Annotated in this window: 22 protein-coding genes; 18 read left to right on the forward strand and 4 right to left on the reverse strand. The window is 59.7% G+C overall.

Annotated features, from left to right (window positions below):
• Positions 1 to 3 precede the first annotated feature (3 nt).
• The 12 genes from P2W41_RS06235 (at position 4) to P2W41_RS06290 (ending at position 11999) form a co-directional block, all read left to right on the forward strand.
• A complete protein-coding gene (locus tag P2W41_RS06235) occupies positions 4 to 924 on the forward strand; it encodes a 2-dehydro-3-deoxygalactonokinase (RefSeq protein ID WP_404934585.1) in 921 nt (306 codons plus the stop codon).
• A gap of 2 nt (positions 925 to 926) precedes the next feature.
• Positions 927 to 1565, forward strand: a complete 639-nt coding sequence (locus P2W41_RS06240; RefSeq protein ID WP_404934586.1) for a 2-dehydro-3-deoxy-6-phosphogalactonate aldolase — start codon at positions 927 to 929, stop codon at positions 1563 to 1565.
• A gap of 175 nt (positions 1566 to 1740) precedes the next feature.
• On the forward strand, positions 1741 to 2880 hold the full coding sequence (locus P2W41_RS06245; RefSeq protein WP_404934587.1) for a M20 aminoacylase family protein: 1140 nt from the start codon (positions 1741 to 1743) through the stop codon (positions 2878 to 2880).
• On the forward strand, positions 2880 to 3788 hold the full coding sequence (locus P2W41_RS06250) for a LysR family transcriptional regulator (protein ID WP_292896965.1): 909 nt from the start codon (positions 2880 to 2882) through the stop codon (positions 3786 to 3788). Before P2W41_RS06245 ends, P2W41_RS06250 begins: the two co-directional genes overlap by 1 nt.
• A 106-nt stretch (positions 3789 to 3894) precedes the next feature.
• Complete coding sequence (locus P2W41_RS06255; protein WP_404934588.1) at positions 3895 to 4782, forward strand: NAD(P)-dependent oxidoreductase; 888 nt, start codon at positions 3895 to 3897, stop codon at positions 4780 to 4782.
• Positions 4775 to 6319: an aldehyde dehydrogenase family protein gene (locus P2W41_RS06260; protein ID WP_404934589.1), complete on the forward strand. Its 1545-nt coding sequence runs from the start codon at positions 4775 to 4777 to the stop codon at positions 6317 to 6319. The genes P2W41_RS06255 and P2W41_RS06260 overlap by 8 nt, the downstream gene beginning before the upstream one ends.
• Before the next feature lie 86 nt (positions 6320 to 6405).
• On the forward strand, positions 6406 to 7230 hold the full coding sequence (locus tag P2W41_RS06265) for a DUF3100 domain-containing protein (protein WP_404934590.1): 825 nt from the start codon (positions 6406 to 6408) through the stop codon (positions 7228 to 7230).
• A 2-nt stretch (positions 7231 to 7232) separates the two neighbouring features.
• A complete protein-coding gene (locus P2W41_RS06270) occupies positions 7233 to 7709 on the forward strand; it encodes a hypothetical protein (protein WP_292896958.1) in 477 nt (158 codons plus the stop codon).
• Between the two features lie 208 nt (positions 7710 to 7917).
• Entirely contained in the window at positions 7918 to 8943 is a 1026-nt protein-coding gene (locus P2W41_RS06275) for an aldo/keto reductase (RefSeq protein WP_404934591.1), read from the forward strand.
• A gap of 292 nt (positions 8944 to 9235) precedes the next feature.
• Positions 9236 to 10492, forward strand: a complete 1257-nt coding sequence (otnK, locus tag P2W41_RS06280; RefSeq protein WP_404934592.1) for a 3-oxo-tetronate kinase — start codon at positions 9236 to 9238, stop codon at positions 10490 to 10492.
• Positions 10489 to 11133 carry a 3-oxo-tetronate 4-phosphate decarboxylase gene (otnC, locus tag P2W41_RS06285; RefSeq protein ID WP_292896952.1) on the forward strand — a complete coding sequence of 215 codons (645 nt, stop codon included), beginning with the start codon at positions 10489 to 10491 and terminating at the stop codon, positions 11131 to 11133. Before otnK ends, otnC begins: the two co-directional genes overlap by 4 nt.
• Before the next feature lie 98 nt (positions 11134 to 11231).
• Positions 11232 to 11999 carry an SDR family oxidoreductase gene (locus P2W41_RS06290; protein WP_292896950.1) on the forward strand — a complete coding sequence of 256 codons (768 nt, stop codon included), beginning with the start codon at positions 11232 to 11234 and terminating at the stop codon, positions 11997 to 11999.
• An 18-nt stretch (positions 12000 to 12017) separates the two neighbouring features.
• On the opposite strand, the gene P2W41_RS06295 is transcribed toward P2W41_RS06290, so the two are convergent.
• From P2W41_RS06295 to P2W41_RS06305, 3 genes are all read right to left on the reverse strand, one after another.
• Positions 12018 to 13229, reverse strand: coding sequence for a cyclopropane-fatty-acyl-phospholipid synthase family protein (locus P2W41_RS06295; protein WP_292896948.1), 1212 nt, complete (start codon positions 13227 to 13229; stop codon positions 12018 to 12020).
• The gene (locus P2W41_RS06300; protein ID WP_404934593.1) at positions 13216 to 13953 is read right to left on the reverse strand and encodes a DUF1365 domain-containing protein; all 738 of its coding nucleotides are present in this window, start codon (positions 13951 to 13953) and stop codon (positions 13216 to 13218) included. The genes P2W41_RS06295 and P2W41_RS06300 overlap by 14 nt, the downstream gene beginning before the upstream one ends.
• 65 nt (positions 13954 to 14018) lie before the next feature.
• Complete coding sequence (locus P2W41_RS06305; protein WP_404934594.1) at positions 14019 to 15368, reverse strand: NAD(P)/FAD-dependent oxidoreductase; 1350 nt, start codon at positions 15366 to 15368, stop codon at positions 14019 to 14021.
• A 221-nt stretch (positions 15369 to 15589) separates the two neighbouring features.
• On the opposite strand from P2W41_RS06305, the gene P2W41_RS06310 reads away from it, so the two are divergent.
• The 4 genes from P2W41_RS06310 to P2W41_RS06325 all read left to right on the forward strand — a co-directional run bounded on the left by P2W41_RS06310 (position 15590) and on the right by P2W41_RS06325 (position 17974).
• Positions 15590 to 16159 carry a sigma-70 family RNA polymerase sigma factor gene (locus tag P2W41_RS06310; protein WP_292896942.1) on the forward strand — a complete coding sequence of 190 codons (570 nt, stop codon included), beginning with the start codon at positions 15590 to 15592 and terminating at the stop codon, positions 16157 to 16159.
• Positions 16156 to 16830 carry a ChrR family anti-sigma-E factor gene (locus P2W41_RS06315; protein WP_404934595.1) on the forward strand — a complete coding sequence of 225 codons (675 nt, stop codon included), beginning with the start codon at positions 16156 to 16158 and terminating at the stop codon, positions 16828 to 16830. Before P2W41_RS06310 ends, P2W41_RS06315 begins: the two co-directional genes overlap by 4 nt.
• Before the next feature lie 33 nt (positions 16831 to 16863).
• A complete protein-coding gene (locus P2W41_RS06320) occupies positions 16864 to 17271 on the forward strand; it encodes a DUF2177 family protein (protein WP_292896938.1) in 408 nt (135 codons plus the stop codon).
• Positions 17272 to 17848: 577 nt separating this feature from the next.
• Positions 17849 to 17974: a SulP family inorganic anion transporter gene (locus P2W41_RS06325; RefSeq protein WP_404935019.1), complete on the forward strand. Its 126-nt coding sequence runs from the start codon at positions 17849 to 17851 to the stop codon at positions 17972 to 17974.
• 142 nt (positions 17975 to 18116) lie between these two features.
• On the opposite strand, the gene P2W41_RS06330 is transcribed toward P2W41_RS06325, so the two are convergent.
• The gene (locus P2W41_RS06330; protein ID WP_404934596.1) at positions 18117 to 18284 is read right to left on the reverse strand and encodes a hypothetical protein; all 168 of its coding nucleotides are present in this window, start codon (positions 18282 to 18284) and stop codon (positions 18117 to 18119) included.
• 559 nt (positions 18285 to 18843) lie between these two features.
• Here P2W41_RS06330 and P2W41_RS06335 point away from each other — a divergent pair.
• Both P2W41_RS06335 and P2W41_RS06340 read left to right on the forward strand, forming a co-directional pair.
• Positions 18844 to 22758, forward strand: coding sequence for a hypothetical protein (locus P2W41_RS06335; RefSeq protein WP_404934597.1), 3915 nt, complete (start codon positions 18844 to 18846; stop codon positions 22756 to 22758).
• 43 nt (positions 22759 to 22801) lie between these two features.
• Entirely contained in the window at positions 22802 to 25837 is a 3036-nt protein-coding gene (locus P2W41_RS06340) for a hypothetical protein (RefSeq protein WP_404934598.1), read from the forward strand.
• Positions 25838 to 25879 lie beyond the last annotated feature (42 nt).

Consider the following 25879-nt stretch of genomic DNA (forward strand, 5'->3'; position numbering starts at 1 on the left):
TTCATGACCGACCCTTCCCGTCCGTTCTGCGCTGCCGTTGACTGGGGCACGAGCAGTTTTCGTCTTTGGCTTCTGGATGCCGAGGGGGCCGTCGTCGCGTCCAGCAGGAGCGAGGAAGGCATGATGCACTGCGCGAAGACGGGCTTTGAACCGGTCCTCAACGCTCATCTCGAAAAGGTGGAAGCGCCTGCCGGCACGCCTGTGTTGATCTGCGGGATGGCGGGTGCAAGGCAGGGTTGGCTGGAGGCACCTTATGTGGAGGTTCCCGCCAAACTTGCAGCACTCGCGGACAGGGCGATCAAGGTTCCGGGCGTACCCGGAGATGTTCGAATACTGCCGGGACTATCTCTGAACGACCCGCAGGCACCGAACGTCATGCGAGGCGAGGAAACACAATTGCTGGGTGTCGTGAGCGAGAGCGGCAATGCGTTGGTATGCATGCCGGGCACGCATAGCAAATGGGTCGAGATTGAAAACGGTGTGGTCACGCGTTTCAGCACGTTCATGACCGGAGAGCTTTTCTCGCTGCTCACGAAACATGGAATTCTGCAGCACGCGGTCGAGGAAAAAGCCGTTGTCTCGTCAGATGACGCAGCATTCTGGTCCGCACTGGAACGTACCGAAGTACAGGAGCACGCTGCCCTTTCCGGCTTCTTCGGGGTCCGTGCTGCACAATTGCTTGGTCTGGAAACTCGCGGCGATGGTGCGGCACACCTTTCCGGTCTCTTGATCGGCGGCGAGATCTCTGCCGCGCGAGAGCTTTTCGGTATGGAGGGCAAGGTTACGTTGATCGCATCAGAGCCGGTCAATGCGCTGTATTCGGTTGCCCTGGAAAAACAGGGTTTCCAGGTCGTCTCGAAAGATGCGGGAGAAGCCTCGCGGGCAGGGCTTTTCAGATCAGCAAAACGAATTTGGAGCCGATAGACATGCCGGAACGAGATGTGAGCTGGCCGGGAGAGAGGCGTGCGCTGGTAGCGATCCTGCGTGGCATTCGTCCTTCGGAAGTTGCGGCCATGACTGAGATGCTTATCGACGAGGGCATCACGTCCATAGAGGTCCCGCTGAATTCGCCGGAACCTTTCCAGTCCATTGAAACAGCCCTTGCAATAGCGGAAGACCGTGCGCTCGTCGGTGCCGGCACAGTGCTCGCCGTTGAGGATGTCGAGCGGTTGTACGACATCGGCGGCCGGCTGGTCGTGAGCCCGAATACGGACCCGGAGGTGATCCGCCGCAGCGTGGCGCTCGGCATGATCTCCATGCCCGGTGTTTTCACACCCAGCGAAGCCCTTCTTGCGCACAAATGCGGGGCTTCGGCGCTCAAGTTTTTCCCGGCGTCCGCGCTTGGCGTGTCTGGCATTGCCGCTATCAAGGCTATTCTGCCGAGGGACGCTGTGGTGTGTGCCGTGGGCGGTGTTTCCGATGTGACACTGGCCGAGTATTTCGGGATCGGCGTGCGCGCTTTCGGTCTGGGGACGGGACTTTATCGACCGGGTGATGCCGTTGATACAGTCAGAGCGAGGGCCCGCAAAACCGTGAAAACCTATGATCGCGCTTTGAGCGGCTGAAAAACGCGCAACCGGGGGGCGGATAGCCGCGCGGTGGCTTTGGATGGGTATCCCTGCCGATTTGACCAAAGGGTGAGCGGTGTCCCGTTCTTGACAATTCAGGGCGTCTCTTTCACGTGCTGTCGTGCGCGCGGCCATCGGCGGCGTTCAACAGACAGTCCGGAAAGGGTGGAAAATGTTCGAAAGCGCTCACATTGACGAGGCCATTGCGTGGCGTCGTGACCTGCATCGTCATCCCGAACTGGGATTTCAGGAAGAGCGTACTTCGAAGCTGATCGCCGGTTTACTGGAGGGCTGGGGCTGGCAGGTTCAAACAGGGCTTGCGAAGACTGGCGTGGTTGCGCGGTTGGGTGACGGGGGGGCATCGATTGGTCTGCGGGCGGATATTGATGCGCTGCCCATCGAGGAAACAACAGGACTGGAGTACGCTTCGAGCCACCCTGGCAAGATGCACGCCTGCGGGCATGACGGACACACGGCGATGTTGCTTCTGGCCGCGCGTCAGATGGCGGCTGAAGGTGTGACCGGCGGAAACGTGACCCTGATTTTTCAGCCGGCTGAAGAAAACGATGGTGGTGCGCGCGTGATGATCGAAGAGGGGCTTTTTCGCCAGTATCCGTGCGACAGGGTTTTCGGGATTCACAATTGGCCGGGTCTCGCCCCCGGACGACTTGTCGCCCGTGACGGGGAGATGATGGCAGCCTTCGCGATTTTCGAGATCACCATCAAGGGACGTGGCGGACACGGCGCGATGCCTGAGCAGAGCGATGGCGTGGTGGCCGCCGCAGCACGCGTCGCCACAGCACTGCAGGAATTACCGGCGCGGCGGTTGTCTCCGCTCGTGCCGGGCGTCGTCTCGGTGACGCAGATTCACACCGGCTCTGCATTCAACGTCTGCCCCGACCGTGCGGTCGTTTGTGGAACGACCCGCTGGTTCCAGTCTGACGCAGGGGACGAGATCGAAACCAGGCTGGCCGAGGTGGTCCATGGCATTGCTGCAGCCCATGGCTGCCGGGCAAACATCGATTATCAGCGACGCTATCCTGCGACGGTCAACAGCGCGGCCGAGGCGGGGCTTGCGAGGCGTGTGGGGGAGGCCATGGGTCTCGATGCGGGAGAGGCCGGGCCAAGCATGGCGTCCGAGGATTTCGCTTTCATGCTGAACGAAAAGCCCGGCGCGTATATCTGGCTGGGCGCGGCGCGCCAGGGCGAAAACCCCGGGCTCCACTCGCCCCGGTTTGACTTCAACGACGAAGTGCTGCCAACGGGCGCCGAATTCTGGGTGCGGTTGGTCCGGCGGGCTCTTTCTGTCTGATGGACGCTCTGGACAGCCGCTTCTTGCGGGCGTTCCTGGTCGTTGCCCGCGAGGGGTCGATCCGTCGTGCCGCCGAACGGCTGAATGTTGCGCCCTCGGCGATCAGCCGCAAGCTGGCCGAAGCCGAAGCGCGGCTGGGTGTTGGTCTCGTGGAACGCAGCGCACAGGGCATCGTGCTGACGGATGCAGGGCGGCTGGTGCGTGAGCATGCACTCGTTCGGCAGGATGAAGAGACGTTTCTGCTCGACCAGCTCGGCAAGTTCACAGCTTCGGGCGGGCAGGTGGTGCGTATCGCCGTCGGCGAAGGATTTGCTGCAGATCTGATGCAGAACGGCCTCGCCCCGCTCGCGGAGAACCATCCTCATCTCAGGTTTCGCATCAACATTGCCGGAACCGAGGAAATCCAGCGCCAGGTGGTTGAAGGGGACGCGGATCTGGGCATCGCCTACAATCCTGTCCCTATGGAAGCAACACGCGCAGTGGCGCTTGCAAGGCAACCGCTCTGCGGTGTGGTCCCGGTTCATTCTCCGCTCGCTGAACGACGGTCCGTACGGCTTGCTGAAATGCTTGATCATCCCTTTGCCATCCTCGATGCCCGCCATGGCATCAGGGCACTGGTTGCGCGTGCAGCCGGCGATCTTGGGCTTGCGTTGCGGCCTCAGGTGGAGACCTCCTCCATCGCCGCTTTGATTCGATATGTGGGCGCGGGCATGGGCGGAAGCTTCCTTCCACGCTTCTCCGTCTCCATACAGGCAGAACGGGGTGAGGTCGCGATTGTCGAGCTCGACGAGGAAAGCCTGCGGCATGTCAGTGCGCACCTTATGGTGCGGGCCCGCCGTCGCTTGCCGCAGTCTTCGTCAATAACGGTCGAGTATCTGGCCGCGAACATGTCGGCATTCCGTGAATAGTGCATCTTGTGTTGCTAAAATAGCAACGCTACGTGCCTGAATCGATGTCTACTCAACAACACTCTGTCACCGCAGTGTCATGAACACCAAGTGCATGGGAGGTGGCATGACGCAGTCGGTCGGCGTGATCGGTCTTGGAGCTATGGGAATGGGCATGGCCCGCTCTCTTCTGGCCAATGGCTTTTCCGTGACAGCTTTTGATCTTGCGCCGCGGGCCATGGCAAGAGCCAAAGAAGCCGGCATTACTGCGCATGGGGCTCCGGCCGGGGTGATCGAAGCATGTGACGTGATTGTCCTCTCATTGCCCCTTGCCAGCCATGTGGAATCGACGATTGAGGCCGGATTGGCCGCAGGTGCATTCAATTCTCCGAAGATCATCATCGACACGTCGACGTCTGAAGCGGCGGTGAGCCGCAGACTGGCGGCGAAACTCTCCGAGATCGGCCACGGTTTTCTTGATGCGCCCGTCAGTGGCGGTCCGCAGGGGGCGGCAAGCGGTTCCCTTTCGGTGATGCTGGGCGGCGATGCGCAGTGGGTCGCGCAGGCCAAACCGGTTCTGGATGCGCTTGCTTCCAAGGTGATCCATGTCGGGCCGAGCGGGGCCGGCAATATCGCGAAGCTCGTCAACAATATGCTGGTGGCCTGCCATATGCTCACCACGGCGGAAGGGCTGCGGCTTGCAGAGGCATCGGGCCTTCCGGCCCAGGACGCGCTTTCCGTCATCAACAGCGCCACGGGGCGGAGCGCGCTAAGCGAGGTTCATTTTCCCAATTGGGTTTTGACCGGCAGTTTCGACAGCGGTTTTTCTGCAGGTCTGATGCGCAAGGATGTGAGACTGGCGCTTGAACTGGCGCGGGACAGCGGCTGTCCCATGCCAGTCTCGGAATTGGTCGCGAAACTGTGGTCCGAGGAAAGCTCGGGCATTGCCGACGATCAGGATTTTATGCTGCTTGGCCGTGTTGCGGCCGGTACGGAAGAGAAAACGGATGGCTGACGACATGATCCCCGTAAGCGACACACGCACGGAAGTCGCGCGGTTGTTGACCGAACTGCTCGGCAGCGCCGAGGTGCAAAATCACGTTGCCGGACGGTTGATGTCGGGTGATGGCGAGGGCCTTGAGCTGACCGATCCGGCCACCGGCAAGGCCTTTGCGGAGTTCTTAGATGCCGGTGCAGCCGTGGTGGACGTAGCTGCCGAAGCGGCAGTTGCTGCGCAGCGTGAATGGTGGGGCAAGACAGCGTCAGAACGCGGGCGCATCATGTTCGAGATCGCACGCGAGATCCGCGCACATGCGGAGCCGCTTTCCCGTCTTGAGGCGATCTCGGCCGGCCGTCCCATCCGCGATGCCGCCGGCGAGCCGGCTCGCATGGCCGAGATGTTCGAGTATTATGCGGGCTGGTGCGACAAGATCAGCGGCGACGTGATCCCGGTACCGTCAAGCCATCTCAATTACACCCGCCACGAGCCCATCGGTTTGGTTACCCAGATCACCCCCTGGAATGCGCCGCTTTTCACCTGTTGCTGGCAGGTTGCACCGGCGATCTGTGCGGGCAATGCGGTGATGCTGAAACCTTCCGAGCTAACGCCGTTGAGCTCGCTCGTCATCGCTGCCCTGTGTGTCAAGGCAGGTGCGCCGAAGGGGCTCGTCAACGTGATTGCAGGGCAGGGGCCGACGGCCGGCCAGAAGATGATCGAACACCCCGCGACGGGTCTGGTCGTCTTCGTCGGCTCAGCTGCGGGCGGTGCGGCGATCGCATCCGCCGCGGCGCGGCGTCTCATCCCTTCAATCCTGGAACTGGGCGGGAAATCCGCCAACATCGTGTTTGCCGATGCGGATATCGACCGTGCCGTGGTCGGTGCGCAGGCGGCAATCTTCGCCGCGTGCGGTCAAAGCTGCGTGGCTGGTTCCCGGCTTCTGGTTCACCGCAGCGTGCACGCGGAGATGGTTGAAAAACTGGCGAAGGCCAGCGCCCGAATTCCAGTCGGCATGCCGCTCGACCCGGCCACGCAGATCGGCCCGGTCAACAATGCCCGCCAGTGGAACAAGGTGGACACTATGGTGCGCGCCGCCGTTTCAGAAGGTGCGCATCTGGCAACCGGCGGCGGAAAACCGGAGGCCCTGGGTGATACCGACGGATTTTTCTATGCTCCGACAGTTCTCGACCAGGTATCTCGCGAGATGGAGATCGCGCGTGAGGAGGTGTTTGGCCCCGTTCTGTCCGTTCTTTCCTTCGAGGAGGAGGAAGAAGCAGTGGCGCTTGCCAACGACACGCCCTATGGGCTCGCGGGCGCGGTCTGGACACGGGATGTGGGACGTGCACACCGCGTTGCAGCAACAGTTCGCGCTGGCACTTTCTGGATCAACAGCTACAAGACAATCCATGTGATGTCGCCTTTCGGCGGCTTTGGCCAGTCGGGCTATGGGCGTTCTTCCGGCCGGGAGGCGCTTGCCGCCTATACGACTACGAAATCAGTCTGGGTCGAAACCGCAGCCGATCCGACGATCGGCTTCGGTTACGCGCCGGGCTGAACCGCATGGGCGGTCCCTCTAGGGCCGCCCTTTGTTCCATCCCGGCCCGCGTTAAGAATGGGACGGGCTTACGAGAGGGGATCTCTATGGAGAAGACGAAAGACATACTGCTGGACTGGCGCCTTCATCTGAGCGTGCTGGTCATTACCATCATCGCAGAGGCCATTGGCGTGGTCGCCGTGCCGATCGGCATCGGGTCGATCCTGCTTCTGCCTCTGCTCTACGCCTTCGTGATGGGGCTGATTCTCAATCCCAACGTCATTCGCAAGGCTGAAGGCTGGATGGGACAGCGCGAGGTCCGTGCTGCATCACCGCTGATCGTGATCGCGATCATGCCGTTCATCGCCAAGTTCGGCACGATCATTGGGCCGTCGATGGAGAAGATCATTGCCGCGGGGCCGGCGCTGATTTTGCAGGAGCTCGGCAATCTGGGCACGATTCTGCTTGCTTTCCCGGTTGCCGTGCTGGTGCTCGGCATGGGGCGGGAAGCGGTGGGAGCCACTTTCTCCGTCGCCCGTGAACCGAACATCGCGATCATCGCCGACAAATACGGGCTGAAATCCGCCGAGGGTGCCGGCGTCATGGGCGTCTATGTCATCGGTACACTTTTCGGGACGTTCATCTTCGCCATTCTCGCGTCGCTTCTGGCGACCTCCGGCTGGTTCAGCATCGAGGCTCTGGCCATGGCGTGCGGCATCGGTTCGGGCTCGATGATGGCGGCCTGCTCCGGTGCGTTGTCTCACGCCGTACCGGCGATGGAGGAGCAGATTCTCGCCCTCGCCGGGGCCAGCAATGTGCTGACATATGCAACAGGCCTTTACCTGTGCATCTTTGTGGCCCTGCCGGTGACTGAGAAACTCTACGACCTTCTGGGCCGCAAAGAGCCCGCAGCCAGCAACGCCGGAGAATGATCATGAGCACTGCTGAACTTCCCGTCGACTACGAAGCAAACACGAAGCCCGATCTCGGGCAGCATGCCGTGCTGCTGGCCGCCGTGTCCCTCATCGCTCTGGTGGGGAATACGGTTGCGACAGACGCCACGGTCATTCAGGGGCTGGTCGGCCTTGCCGTCCTTTACGTCATCGCGATGGTTGGCCTGGTTCTGACACATGTCGTTCCAATCAACCTGCCATCGGTCGCCTGGATATCACTCGTGGGCATCCTCGCAACCTTGCCCTGGACACCCGGCAGTGCCTGGGTTCTGGACAAGGTGAGCCACGTGAATTTTCTCACGCTTGCCACGCCATGTCTGGCTTATGCGGGCATCGCGATCACCCGGCGCGAAATTTCAATCGCCAAGTCCTCGGGCTGGAAACTCTTCATCGTGGCCGTGTTCGTGATGACGGGCACATATGTCGGATCGGCAATCATCGCAGATCTCTTCCTTTGACAAGGTCTGGGGGCTACCGCCAGAATGTGTGGTAGCCCCAAGGCAACGCGTGCAGACTTGCTGCCTCTGGTCAAAGATGCACTATGAGCTCCCGTGCCACCAAGTGTCGTTGAAGCTGGACTCCAGAGGGCGAACTTCAGCGTCCGGCCGTGGGGGCAGCGTCTGGATCGGTGTATGAAAAGAAGGTTCTGAACGGGAGCGGCGAGGCATGCCATTGACGGCCACGAAGCTTGGACCGTATGGCCCGGAGGTCTCGCGCCTTTGTCTTGGCACGATGATGTTCGGGGACCAGGCTGATGAGGAGACATCCTCAGCCATCCTCGACTGTTATCTTGCTGCTGGCGGCAATTTCATCGATACAGCGGATTCCTATGCGGGAACTCGATCTGAAGCCATTCTAGGAAGGCTTCTGAGCCAGCGCGATCTGCCGGTTTACGTCGCCACGAAATGCGGTAACCCACTGCCGGGGTTTCAAGGAAGTGGCGGTCTCTCGCCTGCGTGGATTCTCCAAGCGGCAGAATTGTCGCGGGAGCGGCTGAAACGGGAAACGGTCGATCTCTATTACCTGCACCATGACGACAACTCCACGCCGCTCGATGAGATTGTCGGAGCTATGGGCGAACTTCTGACCAGCGGCGCCATTCGCGCTTGGGGTGTGTCAAATCTCCGACCATGGAAGATCGTTGAACTCGTGCATCTGGCTGACAGGTTCAGGGTCGCGAGACCGGTTGCGGCGCAGCCCTGTTATCACGTGCTCAACCGGACTGCGGAGGCAGACTATCTGCCGGTGTGCCGCCATTTTGACATTGGTGTCGTTCCCTATTCACCACTTGCGCGAGGCGTGCTCACGGGCAAATATCGTTCGGGCACGCCCGAGGGTTCGCGTGCGGCGCGTGGGGATACCCGCATGCTGGAAACGGAGTTTCACCCCGCAACACTGGAACTCGCGGGGAGGGTGGCCGTGTATGCCGATCAGAAGAGGGTCGCGCCGGCGCATCTCGCCCTCCAATGGGTGCTGGCCAACGACGCCGTTAAAAGCGTGCTGATCGGCCCGCGTACCGTCGATCAGCTCAATGCCTACCTCAAAGCGGCAAAAGCACCTTACGATGCTGACGACGAAGCATTTCTGAGTGCGCTTTGCACCGCGGGCACGACACCGGTGCCAAACTACTGGGACCCCCGGGCGCCATTGCAAGGCAGACGGGTTCGGATTGAAACGTCATTTCTCAGCTGACATTGGCAGGGGCATTGCTCCGAAAGGGCTTCTGCAAAGTCTGCAAGAGAGAGAGAGAGAGAGAGAGAGAGAGAGAGAGAGACAATCGCGCTCGGTCATGGGCGCAACAAGCGGATGGCGGCAACAAGCGGATGATCGCCACGTATCTGCACACAGTGCCGGGGTGCCCCCAGCGCGGAGATGGACAACCCGCCCGGCCCCTCTTTCCCAAGGTCGCAGAAAATGGAAAGCTGGCGAGCAAACGGGGCCCAGGGAGGGTTTCAATTTTGTCCAACACACGGGGCAGGCATAAATGAAGCTTGGCTGTATCGGGGACGACTTTACCGGATCGTCTGACCTTGGAAACACGCTTGCCAAAGCCGGAATGCGGGTCGTTCAATATTGTGGGCTCCCCAGTTCACTCGCCGCACCGGATGTGGAGGCGGGCATCGTTTCCCTGAAGACGCGGACAGTACCCGCCGATGAGGCTGTCCGACAGTCTCTGGAAGCGTTGAACTGGCTGCGCGATCAGGGTTGCAGTCAATTCTTCTTCAAATACTGCTCCACTTTCGATTCAACGTCTGAAGGTAATATCGGCCCTGTTGCGGAGGCGTTGAGTGACGCCCTGGGTGCGGGACCGGTGATATTCTGCCCGGCCTTTCCCGCAACAGGCCGCTCCATTTATCAGGGTCACCTGTTTGTCCATGGCCGGCTACTCAATGAATCCGGAATGGAAAATCACCCATTGACGCCGATGCGGGATGCGGATCTGCGCCGGGTGTTGGCGTCGCAGACAAAAAAGCCCGTCGGCCATGTGGCTATCGGGGATGTGTTGGCCGGGCATGAAGCCATTCGACGCGCCATCACGCGGGAGTTCGAGGCGGGGCGGCCGTTCATCATTGTCGACGCGGTCAGCGATGCACATCTGGTGGAGATCGGCAGGGCGGTGGCCGATCTCCCGCTTGTGACCGGCGGCTCAGGGATTGCTCTTGGTCTTCCAGAGAATTTCGGCTGCCGTCCCGCCCGGCTCGACCGCGCGGAAGGGTTCGCGCCGATGGCATCGAAGGCCGTGGCACTGGCGGGCTCTGTCTCCCGTGCCACATGCGGTCAGGTGGAGGCGCACCGCAGGGCAGGCCAGCCCGCATACGAGATTGCCGCTGCCGAAGTGCTTGAAAAGCGGGTCAACGCGGAATCCCTGGCTGAATGGCTGATCGAACAAGAGGGTGTTCCGCTCGCCTATTCTTCCGCTGGTCCGGAAACGGTTTTGGAGAACCAGCGCCGGTTTGGCCGGGACACGGTGGCGCAGGCCATCGAGCAGCTATTTGCAGAGACCGCGCGTATTCTCGCAGAGCGGGGAGTGGACATCATCATATCCGCCGGGGGCGAAACCTCGGGGGCGATCGTGTCGGCGTTGGAGGTCGAGGCGTTCGAGATCGGGCCGGAAATCGACCCAGGTGTTCCAGCGCTTCAGGTGGTTGGAAGATCGCTGAGACTGGCTTTGAAATCCGGCAATTTCGGAGGTCAGGACTTTTTCATCAAGGCAGCACGAATTCTTGGAGCAAATGCATGAGTGAAGAGACACGCCTGCGGGATGAAATTGCGCTTTTGGCGAAATCTCTCTATGACCGCGGCCTGACCCATGGGTCCACCGGCAACATATCGGCCCGGCTTTCTGATGGCAGTTTGCTCGTGACCCCAACCGGGTCTTCGCTCGGCATGCTGGATCCGGCCCGCATTTCCCGTCTCGATGGATCATTCAAACATATTGACGGCGACCTCCCGACAAAGGAGGTGCCTCTCCATTCAGCCTTTTACGAAACGCGTCAGGCCCAGACCGGCGCGGTGGTGCATCTGCATTCCACCCATTCGGTGGCGCTCTCGGTGCTGCCTGAAACGGATCCCGACAATGTGCTGCCACCCATCACGCCCTATTCCCTCATGCAACTCGGCAAGGTGAAGCTTCTTCCCTATTTCATGCCCGGAGATGCAGCCATGGGTGAGGCGGTGAGGGGCCTTGCAGGCAAGCATTCAGCCGTGCTTTTGGCCAATCATGGCCCGGTGGTGGCGGCAAAGAATCTGAGAGCAGCGGTTTTCGCCATGGAGGAGCTGGAAGCAACGGCACGTCTGGTGCTGCTTACCCGCGGCATGAAGGCAAACCTTCTCACCGACAATGACGTGGCGGCCCTGGCGAAACAGTATCCGGTCGAATAAAGGGTTTTCGCGCATGCGAAATGGCGGGAGGCGCCGACTGGGGTGATCCGGCCCTGGTTTTGACGCGTAGTCTCTGGCAACAGAGGAGTTTGAGCGTCATGACAGGCAACACCGCAAAAGGTATCGTGTGGATCACAGGTGCAAGTTCTGGTATCGGGCGCGCGCTGGCGTTGCGCCTGGCGCGCAGCGGATGGCAGGTGGCGGCCAGTGCCAGAAGTGTGGAAGCGCTGGAAGAACTGGCAGCCGAGCAGGCGGGGCGCATCTACCCTTATCCGCTTGATGTTACCGATATGACGTTGACCAGGCGCGTCCACGGGCGGATCGAGCATGACCTCGGACCGCTCGACATGGCTGTTCTGGCAGCAGGCACCTACAAGCGCGACGGTGCTTTCGACTTCAGGGCAGAAACCGCGCAGGCGATGATTTCAGTCAATCTGCAAGGCACCTTGAATGCGCTTGACCCGCTATTGAAAACGATGATGCAGCGCGGGCGGGGCAAGATCGCCATCATGGCTTCAGTGGCGGGCTACAATGGTCTGCCCGGTGGCGCAACCTATGGCGCGACCAAGGCGGCGCTCAACAATCTGTGTGAGGCAATGAAGCCGGAGGCCGAGCGCAGGAACGTTTCGCTGAGCGTCATCAATCCCGGTTTCGTCGATACGCCGCTGACGGCGCGCAATGATTTTCCGATGCCATTCCTGATCTCGGCGGAGGAGGCCGCAGACACGATCGAAAAAGGGCTCGAATCCGGACGGTACGAGATCATATTCCCCTGGAAAATGAAGATAGCAATCAAATTGTTGCACGCCCTGCCAGCGGCTCTGCGCTTTATGATTACCCGCAAGCTTGTGCGCGCTGGAGACTGATCCTCTCACTGTGGCAGGTTATGCAAGCTCGTATTGAACCACATCGATACGGCCGTTGCGGAAGCCTGCCCGGCAATAGGCTAGATAGTAAAGCCACATGCGGCGAAAGCGCTCGTCGAATCCGAGTGACGAAATGGCCTCCCACCCTCGTGCGAAGCGCGCTTCCCATTCGGTCAATGTACGGGCGTAATCCTTCCCGAAACAATATCGGTCAGCGAGTGTGAGGCCGGCGTTGAAAGCGGCATCTTCGAAGGCGCGTTGGGACGGGAGCATGCCACCGGGAAAAATATAGGTCTGGATGAAATCCGCCTTCCGTCGATAGATCTCAAAGCGGCTTTCATCCACCGTGATCACCTGGATAAGAGCACGCGCACCCGGTGCCAGGAGGGCGCGGATCCGATCGAAATAGAGAGGCCAGTTCTCCTCGCCGACGGCTTCAAACATTTCGATGGAGACAATCTTGGAGAAGGTGCCGCGGCAATCGCGATAGTCTTGCAGACGGGTTTCGGACCTGTCGGACAATCCAGCTTGCGCAAGCCTTTCCCGGGTAAAATTGGCCTGCTCGCGCGACAGTGTCAGTCCGGTCACACGGCAACCCGTCTTGCGAATTGCATGTTCAGCGAAGCCTCCCCAGCCGCAGCCGATCTCGAGAACATGATCGTCGGGCCCGATCTTCAGGCGATCGATGATGCGATCGTATTTGGCAGCCTGGGCGTCCTCCAGGCTCTGTGTTTGCGAGCTGAAGACCGCTGACGAATAGGTCATGCTCCTGTCGAGCCAGTGGCTGTAGAATTCGTTGCCGAGATCGTAATGGAAGGCGATGTTGCGCCTGCTCCCCGCGCGCGAGTTGCGACGAAGGCGATGCCTCAGCACGTCCAGCTTGGACATCAGAGAGGAACTCTCCAACACGGCACGCCAGCGTGTTTCGTTAGCCAGAGCCAATTCGAGGACGGCGTCCAGGTCGGGCGTTTCGACGTGGCCGTCGAGAAAGGCCCGTGCAAAACCGTTGCTGCCTCCTGTCAGGATCTGCATAAAAGCCCGTCCGTTCTTGAAGCGAAGCACGGCGGCTGGGCCTGGCTGTGTCCCGGCGGCTGTGTGACGCCCGCCGTCGGGGAAACGCAGAGTGATCTGACCGTAATCGATGGCATCCGCCCAGCGACAGACTATGCGCTGCCACAGGGGGCTCGATGACTGGGCGTTTAGCCTGGAGGCATGTTCAATATGACTCATGAGGATCTGCCTTTTGATCGGGTTTGACCAGGGTCTGCGTGACCCGGTTTGGGGAAGGCGTGTGCCTGTGGAAGGGGATCTTTTTCAGCCAGAGGCGTGCCGCCTCGAGATGGATTGCACCGGTGATTTTAAGTGTCATCAGTGGATGGCTTAAAAGGAGTCCCAGCAACGCCCGGTCAGTCAAGTCCCGACGTTGTCCTGCAAAGGAGGCGTGCAGCACCGGTGCGTCTTCCTCTGTCTCGTTGATTGCGACCAACACATCCTCCGTGGGGGGCAGGATGCGGAAGTTGTACCGGCACTTCATTGACAGGAAGGGTGACACGTAAAGTGCCTTGTCGCAGGCATGGCGAATGCCCTTCGGAGCCATATTCTCCACGGGAATCACATAGGTGTGCCGTTCGCCGAAGGTGTTGCACACCTCGTACAGTATGAGACGCACATTGCCTTCTTCATCCCTGCAGAAATACACGGACAGAGGATTGAAGACGTACCCAAACATCCTTGGATAGCACAGCAGGCCCACCCGCATTGTCCTGGCATCGAGGCCGGCCTTTTCAATCTGCGCATCGACCCAGTGGCGCAACCCGCCCGGAACGCCATTGCCGTGATCCGTGTCGTGGAAGGAGAACACCCCGGCACGATTATAGCTGAACAGCCGCAAGCGTTCCGACAGACAAGGCAATTCATCGAGATCGAGATAGAGGGCGAACACCCGGTAGCTCAAATGGTGTGCCGTGGGCCGGTGACGTCGGTGGACGACCTTTCCGGAATATATGGTGGAAACCCAGCTCATTCTGCCGCGACAACGTCCTGACTGACCGGCAGCGGCTGGTCTTGCCGATTGCCTCTCCAGGGCGGAGAAACGCCGGCCAGTTGTTCTGCCGCGCTCAGGCCCGAGCGGATGCCGTCTTCATGAAACCCGCTGCCGAAATAGGCACCGCAGAACCAGGTTCCGCGGACGCCCTGAAGCCGCCAAAGCTGCTTCTGTGCCGTGAGCGCTTTCGTATCGAAGAGGGGGTGTGTGTAGGAAAAGGCGGCAATCTGATCTTGTTCGGGAACCGCATAGACTGGGTTAAGCGTCACGAAGAGCGGATGGACCGGATCGAGGTTCTGCAAGCGGTTCATCCAGTAGGTGACACAGAGCTGTCGTTCTCCGGGCTGGCGCGCCGCCTCGATGTAATTCCAACTCGACCAGACGCTGCGACGCTTCGGCATAAGTCCAGTGTGCCGGTGCAGCACTGCCTCATTGGGCGTGTAAGCGAATTCGCCAAGGAGCTGGTATTCATCCTCACTTGGGTCTTCGAGCATGCGAAGCGCCTGATCCGCGTGAGTGGCAATCACGATGTCGTCAAATGTGTCAGTATGCCCAGTTGCGTCGGTTACCTCTACCCCGTGATCCCGGCGTCGTACATTTGTCACGGGGGAGGCAAGGCGCACTTCTCCTTCAAAATTCTTCAGGAGCCGCTCGACATAAGTGCGGCTGCCGCCCGTGACGGTGCGCCATTGCGGCCGGTTGGTGAGTGTCAGAAGCCCGTGTCGCTCGAAAAATCCGATAAAGGCGCGGAGTGGGTAATCACGCATCTGCGCGGCCGTGGTCGACCAGATCGCTGCGCCCATGGGAAGAAGGTGGTTGTTGATGAAGCTGTCGCTATAACCCGCGCGTGCAAGAAATGAGCCGAGCGTTTCGTCCGTATTGCCGCGTTCGATCAGAATGGATGGGGCCGTCCGGTAGAAGTGGATTATGTCGGCGATCATCCGCCAGAAGAACGGACGCAGGACATTTGCTTTCTGACCAAGCAACCCTTTGAGCCCGGATCCGGAGTATTCGAACCGGCCGCCATCCAGCGACGCCGCAAAGGACATGTCTGAGGGCTGGGAGGAAACGCCAAGATGCTCAAAAAGGGAGACGAGCTCAGGATAATTGCGGTCATTGTAGACGATGAACCCCGTATCGACCGCCGTGGGCCCCCGCGGGGTGATTACATCTACCGAATTCGCGTGTCCGCCTGGTCGCGCGTCCGCTTCATAAAGGGTGACCTGGCGAGAGCGGGAAATGAGCCAGGCAGCCGAAAGCCCGGAAATGCCGCTGCCGATAACCGCCACGCGACTGTCAGTCGGCCTGTGTCTTTTTGTCAGCAACGGGAAGCCCTCCATGAATGTTATGAAGGTCTACGGACACGGAGCCCGTTTGGATCTCCCTGCATCAAAAAATTTTGCTTGTTGTGATCCGGAATGCTCTAACTGTCGTAACTCAGGGTATGAATCTCGATCTATGCCCGACATTGCCTGCCAGACAGGCGCTTCCAGCGTTTCGTGTCGTGCATGCCACACGGCATCACACAGCGGTGTTGAGGGGCTTGATGAAAGATATCTCCAGACCAGCGCCTCAAGACGATGTTGCACGTTTGATCGTCCGCGTTGGCGCGAGCGGCGATATGGAAGCCTTCGAACAGATCTTTCGTGCCTACGCACCTCGGGTGCGCGCCTTCATGCTGCAGCGTGTGCGCGACCCGCAGGTCTCGGAAGAACTGATGCAGGAAACAATGGTCACGATCTGGCGCAAGGCCGCGCAGTTCGACGCGGCAAAAGGCTCACCCAGTGCCTGGATATTCACCATCGCCCGCAACTTGCGCATCGATAGCTACCGCCGCAGCCGGCAACCGGACTTCGATCCCAACGATCCCGCATTTGTGCCGGAAGCAGAGCCTGCAGCCGATGATGCGGTCGAAACACAAGACGAAGAACAACGTCTGCATATCGCCTTGACCGGCCTTCCTCCCGAGCAGCACGACCTTCTGAAACTGGCCTTCTTCGAGGAGGTTTCGCATAGCGAGATCGCGGAACGTCTCGGGCTGCCGCTGGGCACGGTGAAATCGCGCATTCGGCTTGCCTTTTCAAAATTGCGCGCGGCGCTGGGAGACCGGCCATGACCATTCAGCATCAGGTAAGCGATGAGCTTCTTCTCGACTATGCCACCGGCGTGCTTTCGGAAGGCTGGCGCATCGCGATTGCCACCCATCTTGCTTTGTGTCCACAGAGCAGGCGCCGCCTTGCGCTGATGGAAATGGCGGGTGGAGCTTTGGTAAGCGACCTTGCGCCTCAGTCTTCGCTGCCCGATGAGGATCGCAGCTGGAAGGCCCTCAAACAGCGGCTGGAGAGCGCAAAGGCGCAAGGCGAGACACCCCCGTCAAGCCGCAATCCGGAGAGCGCCCTCTCTATCGTCCTGCCGGAACCTTTGCGTTCTTATGTGGGGGGTGACGTGGATTCGGTGAAATGGCGACCGCTCGGTCGCGGGGCCTACCACCTGCCCATTGCGGTGGAGGACAAAAGCACAAGGGTCCGCTTGCTGCGCATTCCAGCGGGCAAGCCGGTGCCGGAGCACGGGCATCGGGGGCGGGAGTTAACGCTCGTTCTTTCCGGCAGTTTTCACGACGGCGACGCGTTATTCGCACGGGGCGATCTGGAAGAGGCGGACGAGGCTCTGCAGCATCAGCCGGTTGCGACGGAAGGCGAGGATTGCATTTGCCTTGCCGTCACAGACGCCCCCTTGAAATTTCGCAGCTGGCTGGTGCGCGCCGTTCAGCCGATCCTCGGAATCTGATCGCGCGCGACTTTCCAGGTATCGGAGCATTCAATGACCTACATCATCGCATATCTCGCCACGGCCATGGTCTTCTTCGGGCTGGATTATGTCTGGCTGTCGCGTGTGGCTACGGGCTTCTACCGCGATCGGATGGGGCACTTGCTTCTGGATCAGCCAAACCTTGCCGCCGCCGGGCTTTTCTACTGCGTATACGTGGCGGGCATCGTCTACTTCGCCGTCGCCCCCGCCCTTGGCAACGGCACGGCAACCAGTGCTCTTATCGCCGGTGCGCTTCTTGGTCTGATCGCCTACGGAACCTATGACATGACCAATCTGGCAACGGTGAAAAACTGGTCCGTGGCGGTAACCATCGTCGATATGGCGTGGGGGACTGCACTGACGGGCGCGTCAGCCTGGGCCGGCTACATGGTGACGCTTCGGCTTGCCGAAAGGCTCTAGTCCTGCACGAGGGAGCGGGACACCGGTTGTCTATCCGAAAGGGCTTGTGCGTGATGGTAGCGGTAGGCCGACTTGGACGTAAAGCACACCTAGATCAGGTTCGGGGGAACGTTGGTAGCGGAGGACCGCTGCCGTCAATCCCCACACCTGCCGGATATACGCTACAGGCTCCGATTGCTCTCTCGGCTTCTGGCGGCGTAGGCATGCATACTGAGTGGAGCCGGAAACCGAACGTCTAACGCGTACTTTCGCTGTCTGGCTCGCCGGGGGGGCGGAACGGCTTCACTGCTCCCATCGAGAGAGGATTTATAAAGCCGCATTTTATGATTCTGACTATTTCTGAAAAATGCCCATCCTGACAGTGCAGCATTTAAGTCAAAATATATAGCATGACTTTAGAATAATATGGACTTTTGAAACAGATGCTGACGCATGCCCGCCGTGAGATGGAAGCTTGAAAACATTCGCAAGCTGAAGCAGTCCAAACCGCGCAAACACGCCGACCTGCTGGCAAGATTGGAAGAAAAATTGCAGTTGTGAGGACCGGAACACCGATCAGTGCAGGCATGCTTGCCGCATGACCTATCTGGGGCCGAATTTCCTGACCGCCACCGTTCTTGCTGGGCTGCTGCAGATTTTAGCCGGCTACCTGAAACTCAGCGTGCTGGTGGGCTTCGTTTCACGCCCGGCTATCACTCAATAGGTGATGCTGGTGAGAACCGTGTAAAGAATCGTGGCGGCCACGCCCCCGACCATCAGTATCAGGAGCCAGAGCGACGGTTCCGTCCTTATTCGATCAAGACATCTCATTGGATGTTGCCTGTTCGGGTGGGATGTCATGGACCTCAGATCAGCCGGTTGTCCTCGGCCGTCTGGCGGGCGCGGCGGCGGGCGCTGTCGGCATCGGATTTCCGGTGCTTCTCCTTTGCAGCCTTGCGGATCTGCTCGAAACGGTTCTCTTCGCTTGTGTCAGGCACAGGTTGAGGTTCGGTTTTCTTTATGAAGGTGATCATCAATCGCACTCCTTGTTCAGTTGATCGGAAATGCGCCGGGACGGATGCCCCGGCGGTGGCCGGTTCAGTCCGGGTGACCGTCAGGCAGCGAGAGCGTCCGCACAAGCTTCGACGCCGCGCCTGTCGGAAGCAGTCCAACCCGCGCAAACACGCTGACCTACTGGCAACATTGGAAGAGAAGTTGCAGATGTGAGGACCATAGCACCGGTCAGTGTAGGCATGCTTGCCGCATGACCTGTTTGGGGCCGAATCCGTCTGTCTCCTTTCGGAGCCATCTGGCTGAAGTGAACATTCCGCAGACGAACTGTCTCGGACGGAAATGCGCGTGCGCTCTAGCGCGAAACCGACCATCACGTTGACGGCCTTCTTCTCCGCTCTCGCTGCAACTGCCGTCGTTTGGCTATGATGAAAGAGTCCTGTCCGTAGTTCTCCGGTGGCCAACCAGACGAAGTCGCGGCTATATCTTAGCTTTGTAACCTGGAACGGCTTTCAGCCAACGCATTGTTGTGGGAAGTGACTGCGAGTTTCGAGGGATTGGCGAATTTTGTCTAACTTTGTCTTGATTGATCCTGATCTTTGGGCAAGAACGCGCGCGGGCGCCCGCGCAGGACGTGGCTTCCGCTATCAGGATGCGGTTTGCGCCGCCTTGGCCGTCGACGCTTGGGCGGGAACTTCGGCCTGGACGGCGGTGGTTCCTGAAGGTCTCGACGACGTAACCTTACATGGCATCGCACTTGAAATCCGAGCACAGATCAAATCGCGGCATGATCCCCGCGGGGAGTTCACTCTCAAGGAGGTGGCCGAGTATCTGGCCAAAATGAGCCTTCCCTTGCAGGGTGATCAACCCAGCGAGCTGAAATTCGCCCTCGTGCTCGAACGCCCGGTCAAGGGACTTGAGCCGACCGGATGGAGTGCCACCCTTGCCCAGACTGGGCAGGCGCTGTCGACACTCGAGAACGCCCTTTCGGCGGCGTGCGCGCCTCGCGTGGTGGACGCGCCGGCGGTCTTCGAGCGGCTGCACATTGTCGTGGCACCCGATCCGTTAGGCGTGGTCCCGGCGATTTTGGCGCATAGAAGCAGCCTCGAACCGGCAGCGGGCCGGCTGGTTGGTCAGATGCTGCGTGAAGCGGTCGGTCGAGCCGCAGACGATAACTATGCGCAACGCCCGGGGGACCCCGCGTCTCTCGGTGCGACCGCGGTCCAGGCGTTGATTGATCACGTGCACCGCATCACCGACCCGCTGGGGCGCCTGGAACTCGCCGACGAGCTTTGCGACGCAGCCAACTTTCACGAGCCTCTGACCTCCGCGGACTTCTACAGCGGCGTCAATGTCATGCCGGGCCATGTCGGCGCCGGACTTGTGTTTGAGCGCCCAACTGAAACCGCCGACATTTTGGAGGCGTTGGAAACGTCGCGAACGGCGCTGGTCGCCGGCCCGTCCGGTGCAGGAAAGTCGGCGCTGACATGGCTGGCCGCCTACCATAGCCGCCACGCTATCCGCTGGTATCGGGTTCGGCGACTGGCCGACCTAGACGTGCCGCGGTTGATTCAGTTCGCGCGTTTGCTCGATGCGGGACCCACTCGGCCGGTCGGCTTCGTCATCGACGATGTCGGGAGAGCGGGTGTCGCGGGCTGGGACAGGCTGGTGACGGAGGTTCATGCCATCGCAGGCCTGCTGGTCCTGGGCTCGGTTCGAGAAGAGGATCTCTTTCTGCTCGAGAGTGCGAAATCGACACCAATCATCCGACCGATTTTGGACGAGCCTCTGGCCGAGCGACTGTGGTCGGCGCTGTCGTCAGAAGGGAAAATCGTCTTTTCTCACTGGGTCGAACCGTTTGAGCAAAGCCGAGGTCTTCTGCTCGAATATACACACCTGCTGACCGAGGGACGAAGGCTCGAGCAGACCCTCGCCGAGCAGGTGCGCCGACGCTTGGCGGAAGATCGGTTCGACGAGCTTCAACTGCTCGGCCGCATAGTGTTCCCAGGGCGCTATGGAGCGACAGTCGACGGCCAGGTTCTGCGCGAACGCCTCGGTTGGAACGGCCCTCGATTGGCGAAGGCGCTCGCCCGACTGGTCGAGGAACACGCGGTTCGAGAGGGTGCCGACGGTGTGCTCGGAGGATTGCACGAGATTCGATCCGCCTACCTCGATGACGCCACGCGCGCGTGTCTCGACGAACCGGCCTCCGAGTCGGTCACTGAGGCAGCCTGGATCGTCAGCCCCCTGGCGCTTCCCAGCTTCGTGGCGCGGGTCTTGCGCACCCACCCGGATCAACGGTCCGTACTGATCGAAGCGCTAGCGGCGCGTGTTATGAGCGGCGAGGTGCTTGCTCTCGGGCCGATTCTTCACGGCCTAGGCTTGGCCACTGCTGACATCGTAGCGGAGCGCTGGCTGGAGATTACTCGCAGGCTCGAGGTCGATGATCGCTTCTCCAGCTTCCTGTTCATACTCTCGGCCACCGGAGCGATAGAAGGCGACATCCCGCTGTTCGTGAAGCTGCGCGAAGCCGTGTCTGCATTCGCAGAAGTCAAAGTCCCAGACCTCAGACTAGCTTTCATCGACCTGCTCGACGGTGTCTCCAAGCTGGATTTACAGGCGGTTGATCTAGAGACCTATCACCGCCTTCAGGCCGCGCTGATGCCCTTGCGGGGATGTGAGGAGCCGCCTCGGCTGGATCTGTCCCTCTCCCAGGATCTGTCGTGCGCTCCATTGATCCCCTTGCTCGAGCTCGTTCGTACAATGGCTGATATCAAGCCCGACGAAGCGGCGCGCCTCGTTGATCTCGCCGGCGGCCCCCAAGCGCTCCTGGCGCGGCTGCCTGATGAGCTGGCCTGGATCACACCGCCTGAGTTGCTCGAGGCCGAGGGGGACGACGGCGAGCGCGAACTCGCCGTGCAGGCCCATGTCAGGGTGATCTCTGAAAAGGTGCAGACCGATTTGCATGGCGATGTTGTGCGGCTCTGCGAGTTGATGTTGGCGGCGGCGCCCCAAGCGAGGCTCGCGGTATCCGATTCCCTGTTGCCGGACGGAACGCCCTTGATGGTTGGCGGCTACAGCTTCAACAGCAAACGCATTTACCGCGAAAGGTTGCCTGGCACGGCTCAGATCGCATGGAACCGCGCGCAGGCCCGAGCGATCGACCGACTCGTCGGCGCGCCGCAGGAGACCGGGCGAACGGCGTCTCTGGCCAGCTTGATCAGGGAATTGAACCAACGCCTCGACGAGGCAGCCAACCTTTATCTTAGGATGGAGCCGCCAAAGGAGCGCTGGCGTCTGCTCGTCAACATCGGTGCTGTGCTGCGCGATTTTGTGCCGCCGCCGCGTGTCAATGAAGCCATGGCGGATTCCCTCGATCCCGGCAGCTACGCCGCGTCCGATCACATGCACGCCTTCGCAGCGGATCTGCAAAGCTTAGTCACCGAACTCGCCGATGACGAGGGCGACAACATGAAGGCGCGGGCCATGCGGGTCGTCGACCTTGTCACCATGGCGCGTAAACTGACCGATCCCGAAATCTGGCGAATGATCTCGGAGCCGCCGATCCAGGCGATGTCCGACCTCGCCGAACGTCTGGAAGACATTCGTGCCGTCTACGGGCACATCGCCAACGACCCCACTCAACGGCGTCGGTGGGCGACCCACTTCAGCACGACTAGCCGCCGCCACTCAGCCTTGCCCAAGGCGGCGGCTCAGGCGCGAGCTCACGCTGAACAAGTGCTCACCGCGCGTAAGACGGCCTACGAGGCTGCGTTCGCCGAGGCAGGGATGGTCGCCAATGTCTATGCGCGGGCGCCGGCCAAAGACGAAGGCTACGCTTGGCCCCATGTCTACTTCGCCAGCCTTTTGGAGGCCTCGTCCATCCAAGAGTGGCTAGCGACTGTAGAACGGTTCTTCGCGGTGTGCCAAACGTTCGAAGACGCGCCGCGCATGAGTTGCGCCCCGTTGATCCGGAATCAGGTTCCTCCCGTCGCCATGGTGAGGATCGGCGACGCCTTGTTGCCCGACATCGACTTTACCAAGGACTGGCGCGCGCAGCTCCCGTGGCCGATTGTCGAGCCGCCACTTATTGAGCGCCTCACCGAGATCTTGAACGACATGACGGCCGTGTCGGCGATGCTCCAGGATAAGGGAGCCGATCTTAATCCTCTGGAGACTATCCAAGTCGAAGGCCACCTGCGTCGCATCAACGAGACGATAGTGTGGTTCAGCGAAGCGTTTGTTATCGACCCCTCAGTCGCGAACGCGATGGCGAGCCAAATGGTGCAGGCCTGTTATCAAAGGCTGGAGCGCGAATTCGACAAGTCATCACCTGAAGAGTCGTTGGCTGTCGAATTCACTCGCACGCTGAACAACGACCTCTCCGAACTGACGGCGCAGTTCACTGGCTTAAGAATCGCCCTCATGGAGCACGCTCTTGGGCTGGAGGCGTGGAGCGACCTTGCCGACGCCGTGGAAGAGGTTCCGGCTGGATGACGCCGGGACTAACGTTGGGTCGACGACCGAGGGGTGTTTCGCGATGAACTTCGACGACTATCAACGTGAAGGTCAGGCCGCCTACGCCCGGCTGGCGGAAACGATCGCTCGCATTCTTGATGTTGTCCTTAGGAACATCCCGGATATCCGAGTGCAGCAAATCCAGAGCAGGGCCAAATCGGTCAAGTCGCTGCGAACAAAGCTCCACGATCGTGGCGCTGCCGAGGGTGACGACGTCGAGGTTGTAGTGAAAGATTTGGCCGGATGTCGGATCGTCTGCTACACAAATGCGGACGTTGCGCGACTGGTGTCATCACGGATAATTAGCGACAATTTCGAGGTGGATTGGGATAGGACGAAGTTCCACTATCCGCCATCCGAGCCGACGAGTACATCGCTATTCATTTCCTACAACTACGTGCTCAAGCTCAAGGAAAAGCGTGTTGCTCTTCCCGAGTATTCGGAGCACCGCGACATGTGGTGTGAGGTGCAGGTTCAAACGACGTTGGACCATGCTTGGTCCGAGATGGCGCATGACACCATCTACAAGAGGCTACCTGGTGGCTTCGGAAGCACCCTGATGAAGGATGTTGAAGAAAGAATGGCCCGTATCATGGAGAAATACTTTCGGCCAGCCGGGTTTGATTTTCAGAAAGTCGCCAACGATGTGGAGAAGCTCCGAAGGGGGCGCACTTTGTACGAGGCCGACCCGATACGCGTTCTCAACGAATGCCAAGACAACAACGAGCGCTACGATTCGCTCCAGGAATTCAAAGAACACGTTCTACCTTACTACGATGATATCGGCGGCGTAGCTCCCGTGGTTCGCGACTGCATGGCCTCAGTTGCGATAGCGGCGAGATCGGCATCAGTGGTCCCGACTCAATACGGTTTTGACGGATATACTCGCGACGATATTCTCGAATTGGCGCTCGAAGTGATCGATCGCCTGCGTTTCACGCATGAAGGGGCAATCGAAGCTACGTTCGATACCCTGCTTGAGCTCTGGTCAGGTGCTGACGTGCCCGCGGAGACCGACCGGATTGTCCAATCTGCCCGGCGACTAGCCGAGAATAACCTTTCTGCTTGGCAACAAGTTGGCCCGGCAGTTCAGCAAATTGTTGTCGACAAAGTGCAACAACTGTCTGCAGATCACATCGAGAGCGTCCGTCCGCTCTTGATCGCCTTGCTTGACGAGGTTCTCAAGTTCGAAGTCGGCGGTACGACGTGGAACTTCGACAGCGTGACAATTCACAGGGGCGCGGTCCGTGCGAGCGACGCTCTTCAGGAGATTCGGCGAACTGCGCTCGATGTTCTGCGCAACTTCTTCCGATCCTCGGAAGATGACGAGGTGCGCCGAATGATAAAGCACGCCTTCAATGACGCCACCCGACCACCTTCGGCCCCTCGCGTTGATGCCGACCTGATAAAGATGTTGCTCGGGGATGCCATTAGCATCGTTTCATTCTATCGGGAGATTGCCGGTCGGCTGAGCCTGGAACTACTTCAAAGCATAGAGCACGATCTTTTCTGGCTCTATCGCCATCGCGGTAGATCTCGCGGCGAATTCCAAGACAGTCCTAGCATCGTTGATCTGCATGATCAGCTGGCGCAGGAGATAATCGCTTTCCGCGATCAGATAAATGCGGATCGGCGATTTGTCATCTACAAGACTCTTGTTGGGTTTGAGTCCGTATTCCCACCAATGTGGGATGGCGAAATGAACATCGAGCAGAAGGACGACTACCGGAAGAAACGCATCAGTGAGCATGTAGACGAAATCACCGCTGAGAATGCTGCGGAATGGTTCGACATCATCATACGGTGCGCGCAGACCAGGTCGAATGACGGCGCAACATTTCCTAGCTTTATGAATTTTCTCGAGGAATTGGCTCGCGAGAAGCCCGACCTGGTGTTGAAGCTGATCAAGAACATAGATGCCGACTTGGCACGCTTCCTTCCATTCCTGCTAAGGGGGCTTGAGATCGGCGGGCGCCTCGACGACATAGCTTCGCTTGCTAACGCGTGGCTTGATGAGAAGAAATACCTACAACAGATCGCGATCTATTGCAGCATGTCGCCTTCGTTCGACGCCGGCTTACTTGAGCGCGCGATCAGCGTAGCGATGGCGGCAGGCGACTCGGTTGCCATTATTTGGGCGATGGAAGCCGCAGCACGCCAAGATTCGTCGCCGAACGAGCTTGTCGAGAGAGTCTTCCTGCCAAGCCTTAGATACCTCGCATCGAAAGGAGACACGCGCTGGGTTGGTGCAATCTGGCCATTCGCCAGGAAAAGCGCAGTCTTTTCTTCGCTTAGTGGCGCTGGTGTCGAAGAGGTTCTCACGAGTCTGGTTCCCGAACTCAAACTCGCGCACGAGGCGGAGTGGGTCCTCGCCGTTATCGCAGGGGAGTGGCCTGTCAGAGTAATTGACTACTTCATTGACCGGCTGAGGCTGGCAAACAGCAACGACGCGCCGAAAGAATACGATCCGGTGCCGTTTTCGCTTTCTGAATTGAAGGACCCGCTGGCCAATTTTGCAGCTGACATGGTCCAGAAGCTGCGGGACTGGTACGATGAAGATGCTCGACTTTTCCAGTATCGCGGCGCTCAGCTTTTGAAGGCCGTCTTTCCGAGTTTCTCCCCGCTCGAGGCTAGCCTTTTGTCTATCGTGGCGGAGGGCGAACGCAAGAGCTTAGAGTTCGTCCTCGACGTTTTGAGGGTATTTGATGGGCAGAAGGTGTTGCAGCCCATCTGCCGAGAAATAGTTGCTGCGTTGCAACCCGATGACGAGCTGCTCAAAGAGGTTGAGATCGTGCTAGACTCCACGGGAATAGTGCATGGTCAGTTTGGATTCGTGGAAGCGTACCTGAGCAAAAAGGCCGAAATCGAGGAATGGCTTTCAGACCCTCGCGAACCGGTGCGCGTCTTTGCTGAGAGGCACATGAGGAACCTAGATCGACAAATAGCAGCTGATCAGCGTCGCAGCATGGAGGAACACGAGCTTCGAAAGCGCGAGTACGAAGACTTAGCGGAAACGCGGGATGCAACTGCCCCGGCCGAAGATGCCGACGGTCACTAGCGGCAGATAAGAGGTGGACAACCGCCGCGGCAATTAAGAGCT

This window comes from Nitratireductor sp. L15S-10 (assembly GCF_045011005.1).
Lineage (GTDB): Bacteria > Pseudomonadota > Alphaproteobacteria > Rhizobiales > Rhizobiaceae > Nitratireductor.

What these genes read in the sequence shown, in the direction of transcription:
- P2W41_RS06235 (WP_404934585.1), top strand. Translation starts at nt 4, where the DNA reads ATGACCGACCCTTCCCGTCCGTTCTGCGCTGCCGTTGACTGGGGCACG.
- P2W41_RS06310 (WP_292896942.1), top strand. Translation starts at nt 15,590, where the DNA reads ATGAAAGATATCTCCAGACCAGCGCCTCAAGACGATGTTGCACGTTTG.
- otnC (WP_292896952.1), top strand. Translation starts at nt 10,489, where the DNA reads ATGAGTGAAGAGACACGCCTGCGGGATGAAATTGCGCTTTTGGCGAAA.
- otnK (WP_404934592.1), top strand. Translation starts at nt 9,236, where the DNA reads ATGAAGCTTGGCTGTATCGGGGACGACTTTACCGGATCGTCTGACCTT.
- P2W41_RS06265 (WP_404934590.1), top strand. Translation starts at nt 6,406, where the DNA reads ATGGAGAAGACGAAAGACATACTGCTGGACTGGCGCCTTCATCTGAGC.
- P2W41_RS06255 (WP_404934588.1), top strand. Translation starts at nt 3,895, where the DNA reads ATGACGCAGTCGGTCGGCGTGATCGGTCTTGGAGCTATGGGAATGGGC.
- P2W41_RS06270 (WP_292896958.1), top strand. Translation starts at nt 7,233, where the DNA reads ATGAGCACTGCTGAACTTCCCGTCGACTACGAAGCAAACACGAAGCCC.
- P2W41_RS06325 (WP_404935019.1), top strand. Translation starts at nt 17,849, where the DNA reads ATGACCTATCTGGGGCCGAATTTCCTGACCGCCACCGTTCTTGCTGGG.
- P2W41_RS06240 (WP_404934586.1), top strand. Translation starts at nt 927, where the DNA reads ATGCCGGAACGAGATGTGAGCTGGCCGGGAGAGAGGCGTGCGCTGGTA.
- P2W41_RS06315 (WP_404934595.1), top strand. Translation starts at nt 16,156, where the DNA reads ATGACCATTCAGCATCAGGTAAGCGATGAGCTTCTTCTCGACTATGCC.
- P2W41_RS06290 (WP_292896950.1), top strand. Translation starts at nt 11,232, where the DNA reads ATGACAGGCAACACCGCAAAAGGTATCGTGTGGATCACAGGTGCAAGT.
- P2W41_RS06320 (WP_292896938.1), top strand. Translation starts at nt 16,864, where the DNA reads ATGACCTACATCATCGCATATCTCGCCACGGCCATGGTCTTCTTCGGG.
- P2W41_RS06330 (WP_404934596.1), bottom strand. Translation starts at nt 18,284, where the DNA reads ATGATCACCTTCATAAAGAAAACCGAACCTCAACCTGTGCCTGACACA.
- P2W41_RS06250 (WP_292896965.1), top strand. Translation starts at nt 2,880, where the DNA reads ATGGACGCTCTGGACAGCCGCTTCTTGCGGGCGTTCCTGGTCGTTGCC.
- P2W41_RS06295 (WP_292896948.1), bottom strand. Translation starts at nt 13,229, where the DNA reads ATGAGTCATATTGAACATGCCTCCAGGCTAAACGCCCAGTCATCGAGC.
- P2W41_RS06245 (WP_404934587.1), top strand. Translation starts at nt 1,741, where the DNA reads ATGTTCGAAAGCGCTCACATTGACGAGGCCATTGCGTGGCGTCGTGAC.
- P2W41_RS06275 (WP_404934591.1), top strand. Translation starts at nt 7,918, where the DNA reads ATGCCATTGACGGCCACGAAGCTTGGACCGTATGGCCCGGAGGTCTCG.
- P2W41_RS06260 (WP_404934589.1), top strand. Translation starts at nt 4,775, where the DNA reads ATGGCTGACGACATGATCCCCGTAAGCGACACACGCACGGAAGTCGCG.
- P2W41_RS06340 (WP_404934598.1), top strand. Translation starts at nt 22,802, where the DNA reads ATGAACTTCGACGACTATCAACGTGAAGGTCAGGCCGCCTACGCCCGG.